General features: G+C 71.0%; 19 protein-coding genes. 10 read left to right on the top strand and 9 right to left on the bottom strand.

Going from position 1 to position 26,671, the window contains the following annotated elements; translation table 11 throughout:
- Positions 1-68 precede the first annotated feature (68 nt).
- Genes ALMP_RS00940 through ALMP_RS00950 form a run of 3 tightly spaced genes read right to left on the bottom strand, consistent with a single transcriptional unit; the run spans position 69 to position 2,403 of the window.
- A complete protein-coding gene (locus ALMP_RS00940; protein WP_264923934.1) occupies positions 69-1,115 on the bottom strand; it encodes a hypothetical protein in 1,047 nt (348 codons plus the stop codon).
- Positions 1,116-1,126: 11 nt separating this feature from the next.
- Positions 1,127-1,741 (bottom strand): DUF305 domain-containing protein, encoded by a 615-nt coding sequence (locus ALMP_RS00945; protein ID WP_264923936.1) that lies wholly within the window; start codon positions 1,739-1,741, stop codon positions 1,127-1,129.
- Positions 1,738-2,403 (bottom strand): DUF3105 domain-containing protein, encoded by a 666-nt coding sequence (locus ALMP_RS00950; protein WP_264923937.1) that lies wholly within the window; start codon positions 2,401-2,403, stop codon positions 1,738-1,740. Before ALMP_RS00950 ends, ALMP_RS00945 begins: the two co-directional genes overlap by 4 nt.
- A gap of 149 nt (positions 2,404-2,552) precedes the next feature.
- On the opposite strand from ALMP_RS00950, the gene ALMP_RS00955 reads away from it, so the two are divergent.
- Complete coding sequence (locus ALMP_RS00955) at positions 2,553-2,990, top strand: Rrf2 family transcriptional regulator (protein WP_264923938.1); 438 nt, start codon at positions 2,553-2,555, stop codon at positions 2,988-2,990.
- Between the two features lie 40 nt (positions 2,991-3,030).
- On the opposite strand, the gene ALMP_RS00960 is transcribed toward ALMP_RS00955, so the two are convergent.
- Complete coding sequence (locus ALMP_RS00960) at positions 3,031-4,218, bottom strand: globin domain-containing protein (RefSeq protein ID WP_264923939.1); 1,188 nt, start codon at positions 4,216-4,218, stop codon at positions 3,031-3,033.
- A gap of 318 nt (positions 4,219-4,536) precedes the next feature.
- Between ALMP_RS00960 and glnA the strand changes: the two genes are divergently transcribed.
- Positions 4,537-5,898: a type I glutamate--ammonia ligase gene (gene glnA / locus ALMP_RS00965; protein WP_264923940.1), complete on the top strand. Its 1,362-nt coding sequence runs from the start codon at positions 4,537-4,539 to the stop codon at positions 5,896-5,898.
- 277 nt (positions 5,899-6,175) lie between these two features.
- Here glnA and ALMP_RS00970 read toward each other — a convergent pair whose 3' ends face one another.
- Positions 6,176-8,227 carry a serine/threonine-protein kinase gene (locus tag ALMP_RS00970; protein WP_264923942.1) on the bottom strand — a complete coding sequence of 684 codons (2,052 nt, stop codon included), beginning with the start codon at positions 8,225-8,227 and terminating at the stop codon, positions 6,176-6,178.
- Positions 8,228-8,409: 182 nt separating this feature from the next.
- Positions 8,410-9,255 (bottom strand): hypothetical protein, encoded by an 846-nt coding sequence (locus ALMP_RS00975; protein WP_264923943.1) that lies wholly within the window; start codon positions 9,253-9,255, stop codon positions 8,410-8,412.
- Between the two features lie 559 nt (positions 9,256-9,814).
- Between ALMP_RS00975 and ALMP_RS00980 the strand changes: the two genes are divergently transcribed.
- The gene (locus tag ALMP_RS00980) at positions 9,815-12,820 is read left to right on the top strand and encodes a bifunctional [glutamine synthetase] adenylyltransferase/[glutamine synthetase]-adenylyl-L-tyrosine phosphorylase (RefSeq protein WP_264923944.1); all 3,006 of its coding nucleotides are present in this window, start codon (positions 9,815-9,817) and stop codon (positions 12,818-12,820) included.
- Between the two features lie 466 nt (positions 12,821-13,286).
- Here ALMP_RS00980 and ALMP_RS00985 read toward each other — a convergent pair whose 3' ends face one another.
- Positions 13,287-14,234: a DMT family transporter gene (locus tag ALMP_RS00985; protein WP_264923945.1), complete on the bottom strand. Its 948-nt coding sequence runs from the start codon at positions 14,232-14,234 to the stop codon at positions 13,287-13,289.
- 86 nt (positions 14,235-14,320) lie between these two features.
- Here ALMP_RS00985 and ALMP_RS00990 point away from each other — a divergent pair, with 86 nt between their 5' ends.
- Positions 14,321-15,205, top strand: a complete 885-nt coding sequence (locus ALMP_RS00990) for a LysR family transcriptional regulator (protein WP_264923946.1) — start codon at positions 14,321-14,323, stop codon at positions 15,203-15,205.
- Here the strand turns inward: ALMP_RS00990 and ALMP_RS00995 are convergent.
- Both ALMP_RS00995 and ALMP_RS01000 read right to left on the bottom strand, forming a co-directional pair.
- Positions 15,171-16,043, bottom strand: a complete 873-nt coding sequence (locus tag ALMP_RS00995) for a phosphatase PAP2 family protein (RefSeq protein ID WP_264923947.1) — start codon at positions 16,041-16,043, stop codon at positions 15,171-15,173. The genes ALMP_RS00990 and ALMP_RS00995 overlap by 35 nt on opposite strands.
- 132 nt (positions 16,044-16,175) lie before the next feature.
- The gene (locus ALMP_RS01000) at positions 16,176-17,210 is read right to left on the bottom strand and encodes a LacI family DNA-binding transcriptional regulator (protein ID WP_264923949.1); all 1,035 of its coding nucleotides are present in this window, start codon (positions 17,208-17,210) and stop codon (positions 16,176-16,178) included.
- A gap of 386 nt (positions 17,211-17,596) precedes the next feature.
- On the opposite strand from ALMP_RS01000, the gene ALMP_RS01005 reads away from it, so the two are divergent.
- From ALMP_RS01005 to ALMP_RS01030, 6 genes are all read left to right on the top strand, one after another.
- Positions 17,597-18,868: an extracellular solute-binding protein gene (locus ALMP_RS01005; protein WP_264923950.1), complete on the top strand. Its 1,272-nt coding sequence runs from the start codon at positions 17,597-17,599 to the stop codon at positions 18,866-18,868.
- A gap of 115 nt (positions 18,869-18,983) precedes the next feature.
- Positions 18,984-19,985: a carbohydrate ABC transporter permease gene (locus ALMP_RS01010; RefSeq protein ID WP_264923951.1), complete on the top strand. Its 1,002-nt coding sequence runs from the start codon at positions 18,984-18,986 to the stop codon at positions 19,983-19,985.
- Positions 19,986-19,998: 13 nt separating this feature from the next.
- Positions 19,999-20,907, top strand: a complete 909-nt coding sequence (locus tag ALMP_RS01015) for a sugar ABC transporter permease (protein ID WP_264923952.1) — start codon at positions 19,999-20,001, stop codon at positions 20,905-20,907.
- 154 nt (positions 20,908-21,061) lie between these two features.
- Positions 21,062-22,741 (top strand): glycoside hydrolase family 13 protein, encoded by a 1,680-nt coding sequence (locus ALMP_RS01020; RefSeq protein WP_264923953.1) that lies wholly within the window; start codon positions 21,062-21,064, stop codon positions 22,739-22,741.
- A 141-nt stretch (positions 22,742-22,882) separates the two neighbouring features.
- Positions 22,883-24,265 (top strand): alpha-amylase family protein, encoded by a 1,383-nt coding sequence (locus ALMP_RS01025; protein WP_264923954.1) that lies wholly within the window; start codon positions 22,883-22,885, stop codon positions 24,263-24,265.
- 230 nt (positions 24,266-24,495) lie between these two features.
- Positions 24,496-26,671: alpha-amylase family glycosyl hydrolase (locus tag ALMP_RS01030; protein WP_264923955.1), on the top strand; the 2,176-nt coding region annotated here is incomplete at its 3' end.

Below are 26,671 nucleotides of genomic sequence, written 5' to 3' on the forward strand. Positions count from 1 at the left end.
GGGCAGGCCAAGAAGGGCTCTGCCCGGGCCAAGAAGGCCCCAAGTGGCCTTTCGTGAGCAGGATTTGCTCAGATCCGGTGTCCGTCGCGGGCCAGCCGGGCGCGCATCTCGTCGTACGCCCGGCCGGAGTTGGGGTTGCCGGGGTCGTGCAGCCGGAGCAGATAGCCGTAGAGCGCGGCGACGCACAGGTCCCGCTGCCGGTAGGGCGCGTCGTCGACCAGCCGCAGGTCCGGTGAGATCTCCCGGATGGTGCCGTCGGCGGTCGTGTAGAGGGGGTGCCAGATCAGCGAGATGTCCCGGCCCGCCCGTCCGCCCATGCTCTGCAACGCCCTCAGCTGCGGAATCTCCTGGTCCTGGAGCACGCTGTCGGGGTCGTGCGCCCGGATGAAGATGTGCACGGGTCCGGTGGCGCGCCGCACGAACGACACCGACAGCAGGTTCCACAGCGGCCCGATCAACGAGAAGTCCGGGTGCAGTTGCAGACTGTTGATCACCCGGCCGAGGTTGGAGTGCTCCAGCGTCGTATGGCCCTTGGCGCTCGCGTAGTCGTTGACGTCCAGGCCGCCCGACCACAGCCCCATGGTCGGTGTGCCGATCCGCAGATGGTCGCCGACCATGTCGACCACCTGCTGGTACCAGTCGTTCCCGGCGCGCCGGGAACGACGCTCGGACCTCGACAGGTGTTTGTCGTCGAGCGACTTCGCGACCTCCTCCTGCTGCCGTATGCCGCCCATGAGCAGCTGCCAGACGGCCTCGAGGGTGTCCTGGTCGAATCCGGCCTGCCGCATCAGGCTCCGGAACAGCGGCCATTCGGGGTGCTCGACGGGCTGCTCGGCGTAGTGGGCGGCGTCGCCCCACGCCCGACCGCCGCCGCGCTGCACCGGGACCGGCAGGCCACCTCGCTGCTGCTGACGGGCGCCCGGCGCGTCCCGGCCGTCCCGCTGCCCAAGGGCGCGGGAGACGGCCGCGTTCCCCGCCAGGCGCTGGAGGTCGAGGAGGCCCGGGGCCCGGGTGGCCGGGACGCCCGGGACCGGCCCCGCCGGAACCGGACGCCCTGAGCGTGTCCGCCCGGCGGGGTTCTCGGTCGCGCCGGTCCGTTGTTCGCGTGCGTGCACTCGTGGTCCCCTCACGACCGGGGTGTGGCGCCCCGCTCCTTCAGCAGGTCGGTCATCAGGGCGATCTCCGACTCCTGCGCCTCGACCATGCCCTGCGCGAGCCGCTTCTCCACTCCCACGGCGCACTTGGCGACACACCCCTCGGCCATGTGCACGCCGCCTCGGTGATGGTCCGTCATGAGCTGGAGGTAGAAGACCTCGGCCTGTCTGCCGTTCAGCGTGCCGAGCTTCTTCATCTCGGCGTCGGTGGCCATGCCCGGCATCAGCGCGCCGTCCCCGCCGTCGGCCGTGGACCGCATGCCCATCCAGGCCATCGGCCCCTCGGACGACACCTTGGGCAGCCCCCACAGATCGAGCCAGCCCAGCAGCATGCCGCGCTGGTTGGCCTGCGTCTGCGCGATGTCGTAGGCGAGCCGCCGCACGTCCTCGTCGTCCGTCCGGTCCCGCACGATGTACGACATCTCGACGGCCTGCTGGTGGTGCACCGCCATGTCCCGGGCGAACCCGGCGTCCGCCGACTCGGCGGACGGGACCTCGGCGCCGTTGTCGCCGGCCACGGAGTAGCTGACCGCCCCTGCCGCGACGAGCACGCCGGCCACGGCGACCGCGACTCCCGCGTACCTCACTGCGACAGACCGCCCGTGCACGCGGCACCTGGCTCCGGCGTCTGCTGGCCCTGCACGAACTTCGCGAAGAACTTGTCCACGTTCGGGTCGCTCGCACCGGTCACCGTGCGCTGGCTCCCCCACGCGGTGAGCATGATCGGGTCGGCCTGCCCGTCGACCGGGCTCATGAGCGTGTACGGGGTCTTCTTCACCTTCGCCGCCAGCGCGTCGACCTCCGCCTTCGGCGCCTTGCTGTTGTACGTCACCCAGACCGCGCCGTGCTCCAGCGAGTGCACGGCGTTCACGTTGTCGATCGCCTTGGTGTAGACGTCGCCGTTGCAGTTCATCCACGCCTGGTGGTGGTTGCCGCCGACCGGGGGCTCCATCGGGTAGTCCACGCTCTTGGTGACGTGGGTGCGGCCGAGCGTGCCCTTCCAGGTCTTCACCCCGTCCGCCCCCGTGACGAACTGCCCCGAGGCCTTCGCTTCGGTCGTCGAGGAGCCGCCGCCGTCCGACTGCGACCGCACCAGCACCACGGTGCCGGCGACGAGTCCGGCGACGGCGACCACGCTCGCCGTGATCACGAGTATCCGGTTGCGCCGCTCACGCGCCCGCTCGGCACGACGCATTTCCTCTATGCGGGCCTTGCGCGCCGCGTTGCTGCTGGTACTGGCGGAACCCATGGAGGCCTGTCCTTCGGGGGCGGTGGAGGGGTCGTGCGGGTCCGCTGATGGTAAGGGGAGAGAAGGGGAATCCCGTAGGCGGATCACAGCCAAGAAGCGGGGACACTCATAATTTGAAGCCGAGATGCGTATTATTTACGCTTCCTTCCATGCGGCTCTTGCGATCCACCGACCTGGCGCTGCGCGTCCTCATGCGGCTCGCGGTGCCCGACGGGACGTCCAGTCCCACCACCCGCGAGGTGGCGGCCGCCATGGACGTCCCCTACACCCACGCCGCCAAGGTCGTGGCCGAACTCCAGCACATGGGCCTGCTGGACGCCCGTCGCGGCCGGGGCGGCGGCCTCGCCCTGACCGAGCGGGGCCGGACGGCGTCGGTGGGCGCCGTCGTCCGCGCCTTCGAGGGCGACGGCGACGTGGTCGACTGCGAGGGCACGACCCCCTGCCCCCTGAACACCGCCTGCCGCCTGCGCGGCGCGCTCCGACGCGCCCAGGAGGCCTTCTTCGCCGCCCTCGACCCCCTGACGATCGCGGACATGATCGCGGAGCCGACCGGGCCGTTGCTGCTGTCGCTCTCCCGCCCGGGCTGAGCCCCGGCAGTCGTGGACGGCGCCCGCTCCCCGGGAGACCTCAGTCCCGCGCCAGCCACAGGTCCGGCCCGAACACCTCGTAGTGGATGTCCGCCGCGGCCACGCCCTTCTCGATCAGCTGCGCCCGGACCGCCCGCATGAACGGCAGCGGACCGCACAGGTACGCGCGCGTGCCGGGGCGCACGGGGACGTCGCCGAGGTCGGCGCGGCCGGTGCGGGCGCCCTCGGGGGCGTCCTGCTCGTACCAGAGGTGGACCTCCGCCCCGGGGAGCTTCGCCGCGTACGTCTCCTGGTCGGCGCGCAGGGCGTGGTCGGCGGGGGAGCGGTCGGCGTGCACGACGGCGACCGGGCCGGGGTGGCCGGCGGCGGCGAGGTGGGCCAGCATCGCGACCATCGGGGTCACGCCGATGCCGGCCGAGGCGAGCAGCAGCGGGGCGTCCGGGGCGTCGTCCAGGACGAGGTCGCCGTACGGCTCGGAGAGCTCCAGGACGTCGCCCTCGCGCACGCGCGCGTGGAGGTGACCGGAGACCTCGCCCTCCGGGCCGCTGCCGCCGTGCTCGCGCTTGACGCTGATCTGGCGCAGCGCCGAGCCGGGCGCGCCCGAGAGGCTGTACTGGCGTGCCTGACGGGCGCCGTCGGGGAGTTCGACGCGGACGGAGACGTACTGGCCCGCGCGGAAGTCGCGCACCGGGCCGCCGTCGACGGGGCGCAGCCGGAGGGTGACGACGTCGGCGGTCTCCGGGACGCGCTCCACGACCTCCCAGGCGCGCCGGTGGGCGGCGTCCCCGCGCTCCTCGTACAGCCGCTTCTCGATCGCGATCAGCGCGTTCGCCATCAGCCAGTAGACCTCGGTCCAGGCGGCCGCGACCTGAGGGGTGACGGCCTCGCCGAGGACGTCCGCGATGGCGGCGAACAGGTGCTCGTGGACGACCGCGTACTGCTCGGGCGGGATGCCCAGGGAGGCGTGCTTGTGCGCGATGCGGGCGAGCATCGCGTCGGGGCGCCGGTCGGGGTGGTCGACCAGGTGCGCGGCGAAGGCGGCGATGGAGCCGGCCAGGGCCTGCCGCTGGGTCCCGACGGCCTGGTTGCCGCGGTTGAACAGGTCGCGCAGCAGCTCCGGGTGGGCGGCGAAGAGGCCCGTGTAGAAGCGCTCGGTGATCTCGCCGATGGCCGCGCCGACGGCGGGGAGCGTGGCGCGGACGGTGGCTGCGGACTGCTCGGACAGCATGAGGCCTCCTCGGGGCTCGCCGGGGCTCTGGCTCGGCGCTCGACTGCCGGCACCGTATTAAAACTTGCATCTGAGATGCAAATTAAATGGGTGCGGTGGGACGAGGGGGGCCGGGCATTACGCATGTCAGTCCGAGCAGGCAAGATGGGCGCAGAGCAGTCCATCCGCCGTACGTGAGGCGTTCAGCCCCGGATCGCCGAGACGATCAAGGTCCGCAACGCGTACGAAATGGTGGTGTGGTGGGATGCTCAGGTGCCCGACCGCCTCCCGTGGTACGGGGGACAGGCGGCCTGACCAGCAAGGATGGGGAAGCGGAAGATGGACAAGCAGCAGGAGTTCGTGCTCCGGACCTTGGAGGAGCGCGACATCCGGTTCGTACGCCTGTGGTTCACGGACGTGCTGGGCTTCCTCAAGTCCGTCGCCGTGGCCCCGGCCGAACTGGAGCAGGCCTTCGACGAGGGCATCGGATTCGACGGCTCCGCGATCGAGGGCTTCGCCCGGGTCTACGAGTCCGACATGATCGCCAAGCCGGACCCGTCGACGTTCCAGGTCCTGCCCTGGCGCGCCGAGGCCCCCGGCACCGCCCGCATGTTCTGCGACATCCTCATGCCGGACGGCTCCCCGTCCTTCGCCGACCCGCGGTACGTCCTCAAGCGCGCCCTGGCCCGCGCCTCCGACCTGGGCTTCACCTTCTACACCCACCCCGAGATCGAGTTCTTCCTCCTGAAGGACCGCCCCCTCGACGGCTCCCGCCCCACCCCCGCCGACAACTCGGGCTACTTCGACCACACCCCGCAGAACATCGGCATGGACTTCCGCCGCCAGGCGATCACCATGCTGGAGTCGATGGGCATCTCGGTCGAGTTCTCCCACCACGAGGGCGCCCCCGGCCAGCAGGAGATCGACCTGCGCTACGCCGACGCGCTCTCCACCGCCGACAACATCATGACGTTCCGCCTGGTCATGAAGCAGGTGGCGCTGGAGCAGGGCGTCCAGGCGACGTTCATGCCGAAGCCGTTCTCCGAGCACCCCGGCAGCGGCATGCACACGCACCTGTCGCTCTTCGAGGGCGACCGCAACGCGTTCTACGAGTCCGGCGCCGAGTACCAGCTCTCCAAGGTCGGCCGCTCCTTCATCGCGGGCCTGCTGAAGCACGCGGCGGAGATCTCCGCCGTCACCAACCAGTGGGTCAACTCCTACAAGCGCATCTGGGGCGGCTCCGAGCGCACCGCCGGCGCCGGCGGCGAGGCCCCCTCCTACATCTGCTGGGGCCACAACAACCGCTCCGCCCTGGTCCGCGTCCCCATGTACAAGCCCGGCAAGACCGGCTCGGCCCGCATCGAGGTCCGCTCCCTCGACTCCGGCGCCAACCCCTACCTCGCCTACGCCATGCTCCTGGCCGCGGGCCTCAGGGGCGTCGAGGAGGGCTACGAACTCCCGCCCGGCGCCGAGGACGACGTCTGGGCCCTCTCCGACGCCGAGCGCCGCGCGATGGGCATCGAGCCCCTCCCCCAGAACCTCGGCGAGGCCCTCACCCTCATGGATCGCAGCGACCTGGTCGCCGAGACCCTCGGCGAACACGTCTTCGACTTCTTCCTGCGCAACAAGCGCCAGGAGTGGGAGGAGTACCGCAGCGAGGTCACCGCGTTCGAGCTGCGGAAGAACCTGCCGGTGCTGTAGGCACGCCGCCCGACCGGGTCCGACGCCGTTCACCGGCTTCGGACGCCGGGGCGTATCGGCCCCCGGGGGCGTGTCGGTCCCTGGGGGGTGTGGACCCCTGGGGGTGCGTCGGACCCCGGGGCCCGTCGTACGCCGGAGTGTGGCGGACCTCGGGCCGTGTCGGGCCCCGGAGGCGCGTCAGCCCCCGAGGGCCTGTCGGGCCGGAAGGTGCGGTCGTGGACGCCGAGGCCCGAGGCGTGTCACCGGCCGGCGGGTGGTGTCCCGGTCGGCCGGCGGGTCACCTCGGCAGAGGCACGCGGCGGATCATCTTGCGCCGCAGATGGACCAGCCGGACGCCGCTGCGGTCGGCGAGGCGTTGTTGTCGTGCGCGGTCGTCGGGCGCGACCGGCTGGTCGTAGTCACTGGTGACCACCACCACGGGAGACATCCGCTCGCCGGGCGTCTCGGCAGCCTCGTTGAGCGCGGTCCACAGCAGGTCGCGCAGGCTGCGCGCCCGCCCCCACACGACGAACCCCTCGGAGGTCCCGTTGGAGGCGTAGCAGCGCGACGGCTTCTGCGCCACCGAGTCCGTCACCACGCGCCAGCCGGCCCCGTACGCCGCCTCCACCACCTCCTCCGCCCCCCGGTATCCCCGCACCACGAAGGACGCGAACGGGCCGAAACCCTCCTGCGCGCGTTCCAGGTGACGCAAAGGGCCGTCCTTGAGCCATATGCGTGCCTGCTGGAACGTGAGGTGCTCGGCCAGGACACCTCCCACCGACGGGTCCGCCAGCCAGGAATCGACCAGGGCCGCCCGGGCCGGGGCGTCCAGGAGATGCCAGTGAGCGTCGTCCGCGTTCTTGTAGAGCGTCGCGACCAGATGCTCCGCGACCTTCGCCGGCAGCCGGGTCGAGCCGGGCACACCGATGTACCCGCGCCAGGGCTCGTCGCCGTCCGCGGGACGATCGCGGCGGGTGCCGGCCGGCTCGACGCAAGCGGCGGCCCCGCCGGCGGCCGCGATGTCGCCGCCCGCTCTCAGAGCCGCTCGAATCCTATGGTCCACCTGGGCGTCCCCGGCGAGGCCGAGGAAGTGGACCGAGGAGTCGGGGTGGGCCCGCAGCATGTCCGCCGCGGAACTCGCGGCGTCTCCGCGGACACCGCGCAACCACGAGCGGATCTGCTCCTGGGCGAAGCGCGGGTTCCAGGCCGCGTCCAGCGCGAGGACCCCGTCGAGGCACTCCTCGAAGAGCTGGAGCCGGCCGCCGTCGGCCGCGCCACGAGCGACGTTGAGCAGCCAGAGAACGGTGGCATCGACCTCGCTCCGCTCCGGACGGCGCGCGGAGCCCAGCAGCCGGGCCATGGCCCGCACCACCGCGATGGCCCGGTCCGGGTCGGCCAGCAGCGCCGGAACGAGCCTCTCCTCGTCGAGGTCCACCAGGAGGTCGCAGTACAGCCCGGCATCGTCGACATGCGCGTCCGCCAGGGCCACGAGCGCCTCGGCGGCCGCCGCCGAGCCGTGGTTCAGCGCTCCACGCAACGACAGCGCCTGCGCGGTGGGGGACATCGGCGCGGGCGCCAGCTCGCGGTCGATCAGGGCGCGGAACTCGGCCACCGTGGGCGGACGCTTGCGCGGGTCCTCCCGGGTCGCGGACCGCACCACGGTCCGCCACGGACCGGACTCCGGGATGAGAGGGCGGTACGCGCGCGGCCGGCGCGCGGTGTCCCACCAGCCGATGACCTGGCCGATGCTGTAGATGTCGGCCTGCGGGCCCGCGTTGTGGGCGTCGTCGGACAGCTCCGGGGCGGCGAACCCCTCGGATCCCATCGACACCCCGACGCGTGTCAGGGGATCGTCCGGGGTACGGCCATGGGGCCGCCGGGCGATGCCCCAGTCGGCGACGACCCATCTCCCGTCCAGACGAAGGATGTTGGAGGGTTTGATGTCCCGGTGGACCCACCCTTCCTCATGGGCGTCGGCGAGGACCGAGCAGACGGCCCGGACGAGTGCCATGAGCACCTCCGGGTCGGCCGTCCCCAACTCGCCGCGCAGCCCTTCCGCGGTCTGTTCGGCCCAGGGCATGACAAACCAGGTGTGGGCCGGGTCGGCGTCCAGGATCGGCATCGAGTGCGGATGGCCGGCGAGCATCCGGCCGATCTCGATCTCCCGCTCCATACGGGCGACCTTCCAGGTCAGAGGCGCGCGCAGCTTCTTGAGCGCCACCGTGACACCCGTCGGCTTGTGACGTGCCTTGAACACGTCCGCCTGACCGCCCCGGAAGGGGTCCTTCTCGCAGGCGTAGTCCGATCGCCGCCCACGTGCGGACCGGGCGACGGCCTCGTAGCCGCTCATCGGCTGGTCTCCCTCAGCACCCCGACGTTCCGCCCGCCGTCGCCGCGGCGACGACCGACCGTCCGCGCCATAGCCCCGCCCGACATGACGTGCTCAGCTCCCTCGTGTCGCCTCTCGGCATCGCACCAACGCTCTGCAGAACCGCCCCCCGCTCAGGCGGCGAGCAGCGTGACACAGCCGTCTCAGGAGATGACGTCGTCCAGGCTCTGCGTGGCGTGCACCTTCTTGGTGATCTTCGGCATCTTCTCGCCGGGCGACCTGCGCAGGAGCTTCAGGGGACGGCCCTCGACCCAGGCGTTCCAGGCCTTGAGGTAGTAGAGCAGGTGCTCGCGGGAGTCGTCCTTGCGGCGGTAGCGCTTGCCGGCCGCCATGCCGAGCAGGGTGTTGCGCAGCACCAGCCTGGGGTCCGACTCGGTCAGGCCGGCACCCGTGATGAGCCCTTCGAACCACGCGGTCTGGTCGATGTCCGCGCGTTCCCGGCTGGTGACGTACCAGCCGATCGACGCCGCCGTGACGGTGACCTTGGTGGCCCTGTTCAGGGCCATGCCGCGGTTGATCGCCTCGCGCATCTCCGGGTGTGCCTCCAGGGTCGTCAGCAACTGGTCGTTGGAGACCAGCGACGACCCACCGGACCAGGTGGCGTCGGGGGAGGAGAGGTAGAGCTGGAGGCCGCGCAGGGCGGCGGCCAGATGCGTGCTGTTGGTCTCACCCGCGAGGGAGAGCGCGTCACGTCCCGTGCGCTTGCGTCCCGTGTCCATGACGGTGAAGGCCGTCCTGGCGACGCCGTGCGCGACCAGCATGTCCACCGCGATACCGGCCTTCACGACGGCCTCCAGGCGATGCTGGCCGTCGACGAGCCGGCCTTCTTCGTCGAACGCGATGCCCTGGTGCGTGAGCTTCCACTCGCCCCGCTCGATCGCGCGGGACAGCTGCGCGACCGTCTGCCGGCTCAACGGGCGGTTGAGGGTGTTCTTCTTGAGCCACTCCGCCGCCAACTCGGGGGTGACTGTTCGTACTTCTGTGTACAAGCGAACTCTCCGCACCTGGTCGTGGGCACGCCTGCGAGCGCCAAGTGACATGGGTTCAGGCGTTGTTGTGTGATCGTAGCGGGAGGGAGGTTCTGTATCAGGCGGATTGACGGCAGCCACTCGGCGGGCGGCCCCGCACGGCCCGGGCCGCAAGGGTGCGACGAGACGTGCGGAGTGCCGGGCCGCGGGCGCCGTCCGGGCAGCCCGCCGGCCCCGAACGTGCGCGGCTCGCTCGGGCACCGGACAGGGCCACGAGGCGCGTTTTATGCGCCTCTCGTCCACGGGATGAGAGGGCTGACGCGGGAGTCCTGTGGCCTCCTGCTCCCGCCGTGCCGCGGCCGGCTCCGCGTGGGCCGTACCGGCGTTCCTGCCGCACGGCTGCCCTCCATGGACGGTCGGGTCTTGGGCGGTCGTTCCATGGGCGGTCGGGTGATGGAGGTCGGGTCAGGGGCGCGACACCGACCGTGATCCGGTCGGCCCGGGGCGCCGCCGGGAAGCCCGGGTTAGGCTCAACCCTGTACGACCTTGATCGGACCCGTTCGGACGAGGAGGGCCGGGGATGATGACGCCGGGGCGCAGGAGCAGTACGTTCACGCGGCTGCTGCGGCACGGTTTCACCGACCCGTCCGCCGCCGAGCGGCTGCTGGACAGCGCCGGGCTCGCGCCAGTCAGGAACGACCCCGTCCTGCTGGACGCGCTGGGCGCCACCGCCGATCCCGATCTCGCCCTGCTGGGACTCGTGCGGCTGCTGGAGGCACAGCCGGAGGCGACCGCACGGCGCCGGCTGCTCGACACGCTCATAGCGGCCAAGCCGCTGCGGGACCGGCTGCTGGGGGTGCTGGGCGCCTCCGCGGCCCTCGCCGACCATCTCGCCCGGCACCCGCGGGACTGGGAGGCGCTGGTCACGTACGAGCCGCGGGACCTGCACCCGGGGGTGGAGGAGTTCGAGCGCGGGCTGGCCGAGGCCGATGATCCGGTGTCGCTGCGCGTGGCCTATCGGCGGTGCCTGCTGTCCATAGCGGCGCGTGACGTGTGCGGCACCACCGACATCGCCGAGACCGCCGCGGAGCTCGCCGATCTCGCCACCGCGACCCTGCGCGCGGCCCTCGCCCTCGCGCAGGACGCGGCGCCCGGGGACGCCGCGCTGTGCCGGCTCGCGGTGATCGCCATGGGCAAGTGCGGAGGACACGAGCTCAACTATGTCTCCGACGTCGATGTGATCTTCGTGGGCGAGGCGGTCGACGGGGCCGACGAGGGCAAGGCCCTGCGCGCCGCCACCAAGCTCGCCTCGCACATGATGCGGATCTGCTCCGAGAGCACGGTGGAGGGCTCGATCTGGCCCGTCGACGCCAACCTGCGGCCCGAGGGGCGCAACGGGCCGCTCGTGCGCACGCTCAGCAGCCACCTCGCCTACTACCGGCGATGGGCCAAGACCTGGGAGTTCCAGGCCCTGCTCAAGGCCCGGCCGGTCGCCGGTGACCTCGCCCTGGGCGAGCAGTACGTCGCCGCCGTCGAGCCGCTGGTGTGGCAGGCCGCCGAGCGGGAGAACTTCGTCGCCGACGTGCAGAAGATGCGGCGGCGGGTCGTGGAGAACATCCCCGCCGCCGAGATCGAACGCGAGCTGAAGCTCGGCCCGGGCGGGCTGCGGGACGTCGAGTTCGCCGTGCAGCTGCTCCAGCTGGTGCACGGCCGTACCGATCCCTCGCTGCGCAGCGGCACGACGCTGGACGCGTTGCAGGCGCTGGCGGCCGGCGGGTACGTCGGCCGGGTCGACGCCGTGCAGCTGGACGACGCCTACCGGTTCCTGCGCTCCATGGAACACCGCATCCAGCTGTACCGGCTGCGGCGCACCCACCTCGTTCCGGAGGACGAGGCCGATCAGCGGCGCATCGGACGGTCGTTGGGGCTGCGCACCGAGCCGATCGGCGAGCTGAACCGCGAGTGGAAGCGGCACGCCGCCGTCGTACGGCGGTTGCACGAGAAGCTGTTCTACCGGCCGCTGCTGGACGCCGTCGCCCAACTCGCCACCGGCGAGGCCCGGTTGAGCATGGAGGCGGCCCGGGAGCGGCTCGTCGCGCTCGGCTATGCCGATCCCGCCTCCGCGCTGCGGCATCTGGAGGCCCTCTCGTCGGGCGTGACACGCAAGGCCGCGATCCAGCGCACCCTGCTGCCGGTGCTGCTGGGCTGGTTCGCGGACTCCGCGGACCCCGACGCCGGACTGCTCAACTTCCGCAAGGTGTCGGACGCGTTGGGCAAGACACCGTGGTACCTGCGGCTGCTCAGGGACGAGGGCGCCGCCGCCGAGAACCTCGCGCGCGTGCTCTCCGCCGGCCGGCTCGCCCCCGACCTGCTGATGCGGGCACCCGAGGCGGTCGCGCTGCTCGGGGACGGGGACGGCGGTGAGGGCGCCGGTCTCAATCCACGCGGCCGACGACACCTGGAGCAGGAGATCCTCGCGACCGTCGGCCGCGCCGGGAACGCCGAGCAGGCGGTCACCGGGGCACGCGGCGTACGGCGCCGGGAGCTGTTCCGTACGGCCGCCGGTGACATCGTCAGCTCCTACGGCACCGAGGCGCAGCCCGCCGAGGCCGATCAGGGGGCGCTGGTGGACCGGGTGGGGGCGGCCGTCTCCGACCTCACGGCGGCCACCTTGGCCGGGACGTTGCGGGCCGTGGTGCGGGACGGCTGGGGCGACACCCTGCCGACCCGGTTCGCCGTCATAGGGATGGGACGGTTCGGCGGGCACGAGCTCGGCTACGGCTCCGACGCGGATGTGCTGTTCGTGCACGAGCCGCGCGGGGGCGTGGAGGAACGGGAGGCCACCCGGGCGGCCAACCGGGTCGTCTCCGAGATGCGGCGGCTGTTGCAGATCCCGAGCGCGGATCCGCCGCTGCTGATCGACGCCGACCTGCGGCCGGAGGGGAAGTCCGGGCCGCTGGTGCGGACCCTGAAGTCGTACGAGGCCTACTACCGGCGGTGGTCGCTGGTGTGGGAGTCCCAGGCGCTGCTGCGGGCCGAGCCGGTCGCCGGCGACGAGGAGCTGGCGCGGCGGTTCATCGAGCTCGTCGATCCGCTGCGCTACCCGCAGGGCGGGCTGGGGGAGGAGGCCGTACGGGAGATCCGGCGGCTGAAGGCGCGGATGGAGTCGGAGCGGATGCCGCGCGGCGCCGACCCCAAGCTGCACACCAAGCTGGGCCCCGGAGGGCTGTCGGACGTGGAGTGGACCGTGCAGCTGCTGCAACTGCGGCACGGCTGGGAGCAGCCGGGGCTGCGCACCACCCGCACCCGGCAGGCCCTGCGGGCCGCCCGCGAGGCCGGTCTGCTGAGCGAGGAGGACGCGGGCATTCTCGACGAGGCATGGGTGCTGGCCACGCGCGTGCGCAACGCCGTGATGCTGGTGCGGGGCCGGGCCGGCGACACCTTCCCGTCCGAGAGCCGCGAACTGGCCGCGGTGGGCCGTTACCTGGGGTACGGCCCGGGCCACGTGGGCGAACTGCTGGACGGCTACCGCCGCACCGCCCGGCGGGCCCGGGGGGTCGTGGAGGAGCTGTTCTACGCGGGATAGGCACGCGCGGACGGACCCGCGGGTGAGGCGCGGGAGGGGTTCGCGGGTGTGACGCGGGACGGGTCTGCGGGTGAGAGGCGGGACGGGTCTGCGGGTGAGTCGCGGGACATCCACGCGGGGCGGGTCTGCGGGTGGGACGCGGGGCGGGTCTGCGGGTGAGTCGCGGGACATCCACGCGGGACGGGTCTGCGGGTGAGTCGCGGGACATCCGCGCGGGACGGATCCGCGAGTGTGACGCGGGACAGCCACGCGACACGTGGGGCCGGACGCGGCGGCGAGGCGGACGTCGACAGCCGGGTGGTGCGCGAGCCGGTCGGGCGCCGCGTCGGGCGCGGGGCGGGCGTCGGCCCGGCGCCAGGCCGTCGAATCCGTGCCGATCGCGATCAGACCGGCGCCGGCGGCCACCACGGCACCCGGCCACGACGCCGATGCGGCGCAGCGCCTGGGCGGCCACCGGACCGGCCGGCTACGCCACCGCCCGGGACTCCCGCGAAGGCGCCTCCGCCCCATCCCGTTCCGCCCCCGCCGTCCTCCGTGGGCCGGCCGCCCCGGTCGTCCCCGCCGCCCGGGTCATCGCCACCCCGGCCAGGATCACCGCCATGCCGGTCAGCACGCGCCCGCCGACCCCCTCGTCGAGGAACACCGCGCCCAGCGCCACCGACACGACCGGCAGCAGATAGCCGACAGTGGCCGCAGTCGTCGGACCCTCGTCCGCGATCAGGCGGTAGTTGAGGTAGAAGGTCACGCCCGTGCCCAGGGTGCCCAGCGCCGCCACGGCCAGCAGGGCGGTGAGGTCGGGGTCGAGGGGGCCGGCCGTGGGCAGCGCCAGGGTGGTCCAGGCGGTGGCGGCCAGCAGCTGGGCCGCCGACATCGCCAGCGGCGCGTCCCGGCCGGTGAGGGTACGGGCCATGTAGGCGAAGGCCACCGCGTAGCTGGCCGCCGCGGCCAGGAGCGCGAGGGCGCCCCAGGTGAGCAGGCCCGAGCGCTGCCAGGGCGCGAAGATCAGCAGAGTGCCGGCGAAGCCCAGGATCAGCCCGGTCAGGCGTACCGGGCGCAGGGCGCGTTCCGTGCCCAGCAGCACGCCGATGAGAAGCGACCACAGGGGCGTGGTGGCGTTGAGGACGCCCGCGACGCCCGAGTCGACGGTCTGCTCGCCCACGCTGAACAACGCGAAGGGCAGGGCGTTGCAGAACAGCGCCGCCACGGCCAGGCGGGTCCAGGTGGCGCGGTCGCGGGGGAGGCGTTGGCCGGCCCGGCGGGCGAGCAGGAGCAGCACCGCCGTGCCGAGGGCGCACCGGGCGATCGTGATCTGGGTCGGGCTCAGGCCGTGGGTGAGGGCCAGCTTGATCAGGAGGAAGCCGGAGCCCCAGAGAAGGGCCAGGGCCGCCATGCGGAGTGTGGAGGCGAGGGGCATGTCCCCACGGTGGGCCCGACCATCCATGCAGGACAAGTGAAAAGTTCTTGATGGTTCCTTAAGGTGCACTGCATTAAGGTGGTCGCATGCTCGATGTGCGACGTATGCAGGTGTTGCGGGCGGTCGTGGCCGCCGGATCGGTGACCGGTGCGGCGGCCGCGCTGGGGTACACGCCCTCCGCCGTCAGTCAGCAGGTCGCCGCCCTGGAGAAGGAGACGGGCGCCGAGCTGCTGGAGCGGGTGGGGCGGGGCGTGCGGCCCACGGCCGCCGGGCTGCTGCTCACCGAGTACGCCGACGCCATCGGCCGGCAGGTCGCCGAGGCCGAGGCCGCTCTGGCCGACCTGCTGGCCGGGCGGACCGGGCGGCTGTCGGTGCGGTACTTCGCGACCGCGGGCGCCGGGATGGTCGCGCCCGCCGTGGCGCGGCTGCGCGAGGAGCACCCGGGTGTCCAGGTCGAGCTGAGGCTGAGCGACCCCGAGCACGCGCTGCCGGACGTGCGCGAGGGGCGGGCCGATCTCGCCCTGGTGGTACGTGCGCGGGCGGGGGACGGGGTGCGGCTGGTGCGTCTGCTGGACGATCCCTATCTCGCCGTCCTGCCGCGCGGCCACCGGCTCGCGGCGCGCCGCGGTGTGCGGCTGGCGGAGCTGGCCGACGAGGCGTTCGTGGGCAGCGAGTGGCCGGGGCCGTGCCGGGACGCCCAGCTCGACGCGTGCGCGGCCGCCGGGTTCCGGCCCCGGTTCGTGGTCGAGAGCGAGGACTACGTCACCGCGCAGGGATTCGTCGCCGCCGGCCTCGGGATCGGCCTGATCCCCCGGCTGGGGCTGGGCAGCCGGCATCCCGGGGTGGTCGTGCGCGAGGTGCGGGACCCGGTGCCGGTGCGCGCCATTCACGCGGCGGTGCGGGAGACCGCCCCACCGCTGCCCGCGCTGGACGCCTTCATCGAGGCTCTGCGGGCGGCCGCGGAATCCTGACCGGTACGGCGGGGGTCTTCCGGATGGTTCTCGGCAGGGCGTACGGCAGGCTGCCGTACCAGATCAGGGCGACCGTGAAACCGAAGCCCAGGCAGAGCACGCCGCCCACCGCGTCCAGCCAGAAGTGGTTGGCGGTGGCGACGATCACCACCAGGGTCGCGGCGGGGTAGACCAGGCCGAGGATCCTGGCCCAGGGCAGCTTGGCCAGCGCGAAGATCGTCAGCCCGCACCACACGGACCAGCCGATGTGCATGGACGGCATGGCGGCGTACTGGTTCGACATGTTCTTCAGGTCGCCGGAGGCCATCGAACCCCATGTCTGGTGGACGACGACCGTGTCGATGAAGTCGTTGCCGTTCATCAGCCGCGGGGGCGCGAGTGGATACAGATAGTAACCGACCAGGGCCACACCGGTTGTGGCGAACAGCACCAGGCGGGTCGCCGCGTAGCGGCCGGGATGGCTGCGGTACAGCCACACCAGCACCCCAAGCGTCACCACGAAGTGCAGGGTCGCGTAGTAGTAGTTCATCCCGACGACGAGCCAAGTCACCGAGTTCACGGCATGGTTGACGGACTCCTCGACGGCGATGCCGAGGTGGTGCTCGGCCTGCCAGATCCAGTCGGCGTTGCGCAGTGCCTCGGCCTTCTGCTCCGGGACCGCGTTGCGGATCAGTGAGTACGTCCAGTAACTCACCGCGATCAGCAGGATCTCGAACCACAGGCGGGGCCTGCGGGGCGCGCGCAGTCGGTGCAGCCGACTCGGCCGGCTCTCGGCCAGAACAGGGTGTGGAACGGCCTCTTCACGGCCTTCCAGTGACGTCACGGTCGATTCACCCATGGACACAGAGTCTGCCAGAAAAGCCCTTCACCCCCGATCCTCCCCCGGTCCTGTCCCACCCGCATGTCCTACGGCGGGAGGACCCCTACGGGCTCCTGCGCACGGACGGCTCGAAAGCCCGGATTCTCCGCCTTACGGACGATTGCGGTCACCGGGCGCCGAAGCCGTCGAACCACGCACCACCAACTCCGGCATGAACACGAACTCGCTGTGCGGCGCGGGCGTTCCGCCGATCTCCTCCAGGAGCGTGCGCACCGCGGCCTGGCCCATCGCCGGGACCGGCTTGCGGATGGTGGTCAGCGGCGGGTCGGTGAAGGCGATCAGCGGGGAGTCGTCGAAGCCCACCACCGAGATGTCCCGCGGCACCGCGAGCCCGCGCTGGCGCGCGGCCCGTATCGCGCCCAGGGCCATCATGTCGCTGGCGCAGACGACCGCCGTGCAGTCCCGCTCGATCAGCGCGGTGGCGGCGGCCTGACCGCCCTCCAGGGTGTACAGCGAGTGCTGGACGAGCTCGCGCTCGATGACCTCGGCGGCCAGGCCCAGCTGCTCCTGCATCGCGCGGACGAAGCCCTCGATCTTCCGCTGGACCGGGACGAAACGCTTCGGTCCGAGAGCCAGACCGATGCGCGTGTGCCCCAGGGAGGCGAGATGGGTCACGGCGAGGGTCATCGCCGCGCGGTCGTCGGGGGAGATGAAGGGCGCCTGCACCTTGGGGGAGAAGCCGTCCACCAGGACGAAGGGGACGCCCTGCGCGCGCAGCTGCTCGTAGCGCTGCATGTCGGCCGTGGTGTCCGCGTGCAGCCCGGAGACGTAGATGATGCCGGCCACCCCGCGGTCGACCAGCATCTCGGTCAGCTCGTCCTCCGTGGAGCCGCCCGGGGTCTGGGTGGCGAGGACCGGGGTGTAGCCCTGGCGGGTCAGCGCCTGGCCGATGACCTGGGCCAGGGCCGGGAATATCGGGTTCTCCAGCTCGGGCGTGATCAGACCGACCAGCCCCGCGCTGCGCTGGCGCAGCCGCACCGGGCGTTCGTAGCCCAGGACGTCCAGCGCGGCGAGCACGGACTGGCGGGTGGGGGCGGCGACGCCAGGCTTGCCGTTGAGGACGCGGCTGACGGTCGCTTCGCTCACCCCCGCCTGCGCGGCGATGTCGGCAAGCCGTGTGGTCACAGGGGTGGACTGTACCGGCCAGGTGTCACCTTGCCCACCGAACGGACGCCGTGTGCGACCGATTGAACGGCTCGCCCCGGGCTGCTGCGTCATCGCGCTCCCTCGTGAAAGTGATGGCAAGAGCTTGCAGAGTCTTGCACAACCGGCCCCATACCGCTCGACGCCTGTAAACAAGCGTCTCACGACGGTCGCCGAGAGGTCACGCCCGGATAACTTCGGAGATGTCTTGCATTTTTTTTCTGCAAGGTCTTTCGCGCCGCTTACAACGCTGTTACGTTCACGTCGCCCGGCGGCCGCCGCAACGGCGTGAAGTCGGCAAGTCGACAGGGACGGCGGACGGGACCGCTCCCTGTAGCTACACGGGCTTTCACCCTCAAGGAGAACTCATGCGGCGTGGCATAGCGGCCACCGCGCTGGTGGCGTCCCTCGCCCTCGCGGCGACGGCCTGCGGCGGAAGCGACAACGGCGACTCGGCCGACGGCCCGGTCACCATCACCTGGTGGGACACCTCGAACGCGACGAACGAGGCGCCGACGTACCAGGCCTTGGTCAAGGAGTTCGAGGCCGCCAACAAGGACATCAAGGTCAAGTACGTCAACGTCCCCTTCGACCAGGCGCAGAACAAGTTCGACACCGCCGCCGGCTCCAAGGGCGCCCCCGACGTGCTGCGCTCCGAGGTCGGCTGGACCCCCGCCTTCGCCAAGAAGGGCTTCTTCCTTCCGCTGGACGGCACCGAGGCCCTCGCCGACCAGGCCAAGTTCAAGTCCAACCTGGTCGAGCAGGCCAAGTACGAGGGCAAGACGTACGGCGTCCCGTTCGTCACCGACACCCTCGCGTTGGTCTACAACAAGGCGCTCTTCGCCAAGGCCGGCATCACCGAGGCCCCCAAGACCTGGGACGACCTGAAGAAGGCCGCCGCCACGATCAAGGACAAGACCGGCGTCGACGGCTACTGGGGCTCCACCCAGGCCTACTACGCCCAGTCCTTCCTCTACGGCGAGGGCACCGACACCGTCGACGTCGACGCCAAGAAGATCACCGTGAACTCGGCGCAGGCGAAGAAGGCGTACGGCACCTGGCTCGGCCTGTTCGACGGCAAGGGCCTGCACAAGGCCGACACCACCGCCGACGCCTACGCCCACATCCAGGACGCCTTCGTCAACGGCAAGGTCGCCTCGATCGTCCAGGGCCCCTGGGAGATCACGAACTTCTACAAGGGTTCGGCCTTCAAGGACAAGAACAACCTCGGCATCGCCACCGTCCCGGCCGGCTCCACCGGCAAGGCGGGCGCCCCGACCGGCGGCCACAACCTGTCCGTCTACGCCGGCTCGGACTCCGCCCACCAGAAGGCCGCGCTGAAGTTCGTCAACTTCATGACCTCCGCGAAGTCCCAGGCGACCATCGCGCTGAAGAACTCCACGCTGCCCACGCGCGACGACGCCTACACCGACCAGGTCAAGGCCGACCCGGGCATCGCCGGCTACCAGACCGTGCTGGCCGCCGCCCAGCCGCGCCCGGCGCTGCCGGAGTACAGCTCCCTGTGGGGGCCCCTGGACACCGAACTGCCCAAGATCGCGGGTGGCAAGGAGTCCCTCGACAAGGGCCTGAGCAGCGCCGAGACCGCCATCGCCAAGCTGGTGCCGGACTTCAGCAAGTGAGCCCCGCGTGGCCGTCGGATCACCCAGCTCCACGGGGGAGTGATCCGGCGGCCACCGGCCTGTGCCTGCCCGGCACACCCCTCTGATCAGCGGATCCTCCAGAAGGTGTCGAACCATGACAGTCGCCATCGACCGCGCGACCGGCAAGCGCCGCGGTGACGCGCCGCGGCCCGGCCTTGGCCGGCGCCTGAAGCACGGCTACCAGAAGCACTGGTACGCGTACGCCATGATCGCCCCGGTGGCGGTCGTCCTCGGCGTCCTCGTCCTGTATCCCCTGGCGTACGGCTTCTACCTCACCCTCACCGACGCCAACAGCCTCAACACGGCCCGCACCATCGGCGTCAACGAGATCGAGGCCACCTACAAGTTCATCGGCCTCGACAACTACGCCGACATCCTGTGGGGCGAGACCGCCTACGACCGTTTCTGGTCGCACTTCATCTGGACGATCGTCTGGACGGCCGCCTGCGTCACCCTGCACTACACCATCGGCCTCGGCCTCGCCCTGCTGCTCAACCAGAAGCTCCGCGGCCGCACCTTCTACCGGCTGATCCTGATCCTGCCCTGGGCCGTGCCCACCTTCGTCACCGTGTTCGGCTGGCGGTTCATGCTCGCCGACGGCGGCATCATCAACTCCGGCCTGGAGGCGCTGCACCTGCCGACGCCGCTGTGGCTGGAGGACACCTTCTGGCAGCGGTTCGCCGCGATCATGGTCAACACCTGGTGCGGTGTGCCGTTCATGATGGTCTCCCTGCTCGGCGGCCTCCAGTCCATCGACGCCTCCCTCTACGAGGCCGCCGAGATGGACGGCGCGAACGCCTGGCAGCGGTTCCGCCACGTCACCCTGCCGGGCCTGAGGTCGGTCAGCTCCACCGTCGTCCTGCTCGGCATCATCTGGACGTTCAACCAGTTCGCCGTGATCTTCCTGCTCTTCGGCAACACCGCCCCCGACGCGCAGATCCTCGTCACCTGGGCGTACTACCTGGGCTTCGGACAGCAGCCGCGTGACTTCGCCCAGTCGGCCGCCTACGGCATCCTGCTGCTGGCCATCCTGATCGTCTTCACCTCGTTCTACCGCCGCTGGCTGAACCGCAACGAGCAGCAGCTCGCGATCTGAGGCAGGAGTTCCCATGAGCACGAGCACCGTCGAGACCTCCGCCGACGTGACCCGAGACAGCCGCGCGGACCAGCCCGGGAAGAGCCGGGGCCGGGGCAGGAGCGGGCCCCTCGGGACCCTCGCCTCCCACGGCGCCCTGACCGTCGCGAGCCTCATCGCGCTGTTCCCGATCGCCTGGCTGGTCTTCCTCTCCCTCGGCCCCGACAAGGACGACTACCTCCACCCCGGAGGCATCTGGTCCAAGATGACCTTCGACAACTACTCGTACGTCCTCACGGAGACGAACTTCTTCGACTGGCTGAAGAGCTCACTGATCGTCTCGCTGGGCACCACCGTCATCGGTGTGCTGATCGCCGCCACCACCGGCTACGCCGTGTCCCGCATGCGCTTCCCCGGCTACCGGAAGTTCATGTGGGTGCTGCTGGTCACCCAGATGTTCCCGATCGCCGTCCTGATCGTGCCGATGTACCAGATCCTGTCGGAGCTCCAGCTCATCGACACCTACCTCGGCCTGATCCTCGTCTACTGCTCCACCGCGGTGCCCTACTGCGCCTGGCTGCTCAAGGGCTACTTCGACACGATCCCGTTCGAGATCGACGAGGCCGGACGGGTCGACGGTCTGACGCCCTTCGGCACCTTCACGCGGCTGATCCTGCCGCTCGCCAAGCCGGGCCTCGCGGTCGCCGCGTTCTACAGCTTCATCACGGCCTTCGGCGAGGTCGCCTTCGCCACCACCTTCATGCTGGACGACCAGAAGTACACGCTCGCCGTCGGCCTGCAGAGCTTCATCAGCGAGCACGACGCCCAGCGCAACCTGATGACCGCCACCGCCGTGCTGATCGCGATACCCGTCTCCGCGTTCTTCTACCTCGTGCAGAAGAACCTGGTGACCGGCCTCACCGCGGGCGGCACGAAGGGCTGAGGCCCTGTCGTCGACAGACTCCCGCGCTCCTGTGGCGCGGGTGGCGGCCGCGGTGTCCTTCCGACCCCGCCGGCACCGCGGCCGCCTGACCACCTCCACCCGCTGCCGCACCCCACACACCATGACCGCACATCCCTTACGTACCAAGGACGCCATGAGCCAGCAGCACTCCGCCGCACCGGCCCCCACCTCTCGGCCCGCCTCGGCCGTCGCCACCGCCGCCAAGCGCCGCGACTGGTGGCGGGACGCGGTGATCTACCAGGTGTACCCGCGCAGCTTCGCCGACAGCAACGGCGACGGCATGGGCGACCTGGAAGGCGTACGCTCCCGCCTGCCGTACCTGCGCGACCTGGGCGTCGACGCCGTGTGGCTCAGCCCCTTCTACGCCTCCCCGCAGGCCGACGCCGGCTACGACGTCGCCGACTACCGGGCCGTCGACCCCATGTTCGGCAACCTCCTCGACGCCGACGCGCTCATCCGCGACGCCCACGAACTCGGCCTGCGGATCATCGTCGACCTGGTCCCCAACCACTCCTCCGACCAGCACGAGTGGTTCAAGCGGGCGGTCGCGGAGGGCCCCGGCTCCCCGCTGCGGGAGCGCTACCACTTCCGCCCCGGCAAGGGGAAGAACGGCGAACTCCCGCCCAACGACTGGGAGTCCATCTTCGGCGGCCCCGCCTGGACCCGGGTCGCCGACGGCGAGTGGTACCTCCACCTCTTCGCCCCCGAACAGCCCGACTTCAACTGGGACCACCCGGCGGTCGGCGACGAGTTCCGCTCCATCCTGCGGTTCTGGCTCGACATGGGCGTCGACGGCTTCCGCATCGACGTCGCCCACGGCCTGGTCAAGGCGGACGGTCTGCCGGACCTGGGCGCCCACGACCAGCTGAAGCTGCTGGGCAACGATGTCATGCCGTTCTTCGACCAGGACGGCGTCCACGAGATCTACCGCCAGTGGCGCCACGTCCTCGACGAGTACGCCGGCGAGCGCATCTTCGTGGCGGAGGCGTGGACCCCGACCGTCGAGCGCACCGCCAACTACGTCCGCCCCGACGAGCTGCACCAGGCCTTCAACTTCCAGTACCTGTCCACCGACTGGGACGCCGAGGAGCTGCGCGAGGTCGTCGACCGCACCCTGGAGGCCATGCGCCCGGTCGGCGCCCCCGCCACCTGGGTGCTCTCCAACCACGACGTCACCCGCCACGCCACCCGGTTCGCCAACCCGCCCGGCCTCGGCACCCAGATCCGCACGCCCGGCGACCGCGCGCTGGGACTGCGCCGGGCCCGCGCGGCCACCCTCCTCATGCTGGCCCTGCCCGGCTCGGCGTACGTCTACCAGGGCGAGGAACTCGGCCTGCCCGACGTCGTCGACCTGCCCGACGAGGTGCGCCAGGACCCCGCGTACTTCCGCGGCGCCGGCCAGGACGGCTTCCGCGACGGCTGCCGCGTCCCCATCCCGTGGACGCGCACCGGCTCGTCGTACGGCTTCGGCGGCGGGGGCAGCTGGCTGCCGCAGCCGGAGAGCTGGGGCGAGCTGAGCGTCGAGGCGCAGGACGGCGTGCCCGGCTCGACGCTGGAGCTGTACCGCTCGGCGCTGGCCGTCCGCCGGTCCCACCCCGACCTCGGGCCCGGCGAGACGGTGGAGTGGCTGCGCGCCCCCGAGGGCGTGCTGGCCTTCCGGCGCGGCGAGTTCGTGTGCGTCGCCAACACCTCCGGGGAGTCGGTGACCGTCCCGGCGTACGGCCGGGTGCTGCTCGCCAGCGGTGACCTGACCGAGGCGGACGGCGAGGCGAAGGTGCCCGCCGACACGACGGTGTGGTTCACCACGGCCTGAGCCGACGGACGCCCGCCGAGATTCCTCGCACCAACTTCACACGGCCCGCTGCCTTTTCAGGTGGCGGGCCTTTAACATCTGCGTCACCGCAAGTTTGCTGAAAGATTTCAGCAAGTGCCTTCAGTGTCGAAGGAACCCCACATGGTCAGCAGAAGAACCGTTTCCTCAGGTGTGCTCGCCCTCGCCACGGCGGCAGCCGTCCTCGCCGCCCCCGGTGCCGCCCACGCCTCCCCGCCCGGCACCAAGGACGTCACGGCCGTCCTCTTCGAGTGGAACTTCGCCTCGGTCGCGAAGGAGTGCACCACCACCCTCGGCCCCGCCGGCTACGGATACGTCCAGGTCTCCCCGCCCGCCGAGCACATACAGGGCCCGCAGTGGTGGACCTCCTACCAGCCGGTCAGCTACAAGATCGCCGGCCGGCTCGGTGACCGCGCGGCCTTCCAGAACATGGTGAACACCTGCCACGCGGCGGGTGTGAAGGTCGTCGTGGACACCGTCATCAACCACATGGCCGCGGGCAGCGGCACCGGCACCGGCGGCTCGTCGTACACGAAGTACGGCTACCCCGGCCTGTACTCGTCGTTCGACTTCGACGACTGCACCAGCCAGATCTCCAACTACCGGGACCGCTGGAACGTCCAGCACTGCGAACTGGTGGGCCTCGCCGACCTCGACACGGGTGAGGACTACGTCCGTGGGGCCATCGCCGGGTACATGAACGACCTGCTCGGCCTCGGCGTCGACGGCTTCCGCATCGACGCGGCCAAGCACATGGACGCCGCCGACCTGGCCAACATCAAGTCCCGGCTGACCAACCCGAACGTGTACTGGAAGCAGGAGGCCATCTACGGCAGCGGCGAGGCCGTCCAGCCGACCGAGTACACGGGCAACGGGGATGTGCAGGAGTTCCGTTACGCCTACGACCTCAAGCGGGTCTTCAACAACGAGAACCTCGCCTACCTGAAGAACTACGGCGAGGGCTGGGGCTACATGAGCAGCGGTGTCTCCGGTGTCTTCGTCGACAACCACGACACCGAACGCAACGGCAGCACCCTGAGCTACAAGGACAACGCCAACTACACCCTGGCCAACGTCTTCATGCTGGCCTGGCCCTACGGCGCGCCCGACATCAACTCGGGCTACGAGTTCTCCGACCCGGACGCCGGCCCGCCGAACGGCGGCCAGGTGAACGCCTGCTGGCAGAACGGCTGGAAGTGCCAGCACGCCTGGCCGGAGATCAGGTCCATGGTCGCCCTCCGCAACGCCACCCGCGGCGAGCCGGTGACCAACTGGTGGGACAACGGGGGCGACGCGATCGCGTTCGGGCGGGGCAGCAAGGGCTTCGTGGCCATCAACCACGAGTCGGGCCCGCTGAGCCGGACGTACCAGACGTCGCTGCCCGCGGGGACGTACTGCGACGTCCAGAACAACACGACCGTGACGGTGAACTCCAGCGGGCAGTTCACGGCCACGCTCGGCTCGAACACGGCCCTGGCGATCTACGCGGGCAAGTCGAGCTGCTGACCGGCCGCCGTCGCCGCCCCTTCGCCATCACCTGTGAGACGACGTCATCGGTGGTGCGCGAGGGGGCGGCACCGCGGGCGCCCCGGCGTCCGGGCCGGTGCGACACCGCCGAGGCAGTCTGTGAAAGTTCTTGCCATCGGTTTCAAGACTATTGCTGTAAACCTTTCGTTGGCGATACGGTCACGCGGGGTCGGACCCACCAGAGCCGTAATCGCAAGGAGTTCCCGCCTGTGATACCGAGATGGCCGGCGCCCCGCACGCGCCGCACCGGGCACACCAGACGGGTCGCGGCCGTCACCGTCGCCGCGCTCGCCACCGCCCTCGTCCAGCCGCTCGCCGCCCACGCGGACGCGCCGCCCCCGCCGCCGTCGGACGCGAGGCTCGCCGCCGAGCCCGCCCGGCACGACGCCACCCGGGAGCAGTTCTACTTCGTCCTGCCGGACCGTTTCGCCAACGGCGACACCGGCAACGACCGGGGCGGACTCACCGGTTCACGCCTCACCACCGGCTACGACCCCACCGACAAGGGCTTCTACCAGGGCGGCGACCTCAAGGGCCTGATCAAGCGCCTCGACTACATCAAGGGCCTCGGCACGACCGCCCTGTGGATGGCGCCGATCTTCAAGAACCAGCCCGTGCAGGGCACGGGGGCCAACGCCTCCGCCGGTTACCACGGCTACTGGATCACCGACTTCACCCAGGTCGACCCGCACTTCGGCACCAACGAGGACCTCAAGACCCTCATCTCCAAGGCGCACGCCAAGGGCATGAAGGTCTTCTTCGACGTCATCACCAACCACACCGCCGACGTCGTCGACTACGAGGAGAAGTCCTACGACTATCTGTCCAAGGGTGCCTTCCCCTATCTGACGAAGGACGGCGAGCCGTTCGACGACGCGGACTACGCGAACGGCACGAAGGACTTCCCGGACGTCGACGCCGGCTCCTTCCCGCGCACCCCGAAGGCCACGAAGAACACCAAGGTCCCGTCGTGGCTCAACGACCCGACGATGTACCACAACCGCGGCGACTCCACCTTCGCCGGCGAGAGCTCCACCAACGGCGACTTCTCCGGCCTCGACGACCTGTGGACCGAGCGTCCCGAGGTCGTCAGCGGCATGGAGCGGATCTACCAGCGCTGGGTGCGGGACTTCGACATCGACGGCTTCCGGGTCGACACCGTCAAGCACGTCAACACGGAGTTCTGGACCCAGTGGGCCACCGCCCTGGACGCCTACGCGGCGAAGCGGGGCCGCGACGACTTCTTCATGTTCGGCGAGGTCTACTCCGCCGACACCTCCGTCACGTCCCCCTATGTCACCCGGGGCCGCCTGGACGCCACCCTCGACTTCCCCTTCCAGGAGGCGGCCCGCCAGTACGCCTCCCAGGGCGGCAGCGCGCAGAAGCTCGCCGCGGTCTTCGGTGACGACTACAAGTACACGACCGACAAGGCCAACGCGTACGAGCAGGTCACCTTCCTCGGCAACCACGACATGGGCCGCATCGGGCACTTCCTGCACCAGGACAACCCGAAGGCCACCGACGCCGAACTGCTGCGGAAGGACCGGCTCGCCAACGAGCTGATGTTCCTCAGCCGCGGAAACCCCGTCGTCTACTACGGCGACGAACAGGGCTTCACCGGCTCCGGCGGCGACAAGGACGCCCGCCAGAGCATGTTCGCGTCCCGGACCGCCGACTACCTCGACGACGACGCGATCGGCACCGACCGCACCCACGCGAGCGACGCCTACGACACGAGGGCACCGCTCTACCGGCAGATCAGCGCTCTCGCCAAGCTGCGCAAGGCCCATCCGGCGCTCACCGACGGGGTTCAGGAGCAGCGGTACGCGGCCGACGGACCGGGCATCTACGCCTTCTCGCGGACCGGCACCGACAGGACCGAGTACCTCGTCGCGTTCAACAACGCAGACGCGCCCAGCACGGCGACCTTCCCGACCGGCTCGGCGGACATGACCTTCCGGGGCATCTACGGGACGGACGACTCGCTGCGGAGCGACTCCGCCAAGCAGCTCACCGTCACCGTCCCGGCCGGCTCGGCCATCGTCCTCAGGGCGGCGGGCCCCCTCGCCGAACCGTCGACGAAGCCGACGATCACCCTCAAGGCCCCCGCCCCCGGCGCCACCGGCACCGTCGAGCTCACCGCGGACACCGACGGCGGACAGCTCAACCGTGTCGTCTTCGCCGCGCAGGTGGGCAACGGCACGTGGACGACCCTCGGCTCCGCCGACCACGCCCCGTACAAGGTCACCCACACCATCGGCACCGACGTACCGCCCGGCACCGCCCTGCGCTACAAGGCGGTCGTGATCGACTCGGCCGGCCGCACGGCGAGCGCCACGGCGGCCTCCACCACCGGCACCCCGCCCGCCCCCGAGACCCCCACCG

This window comes from Streptomyces sp. A012304, from assembly GCF_026008495.1.
Lineage (GTDB): Bacteria > Actinomycetota > Actinomycetes > Streptomycetales > Streptomycetaceae > Streptomyces.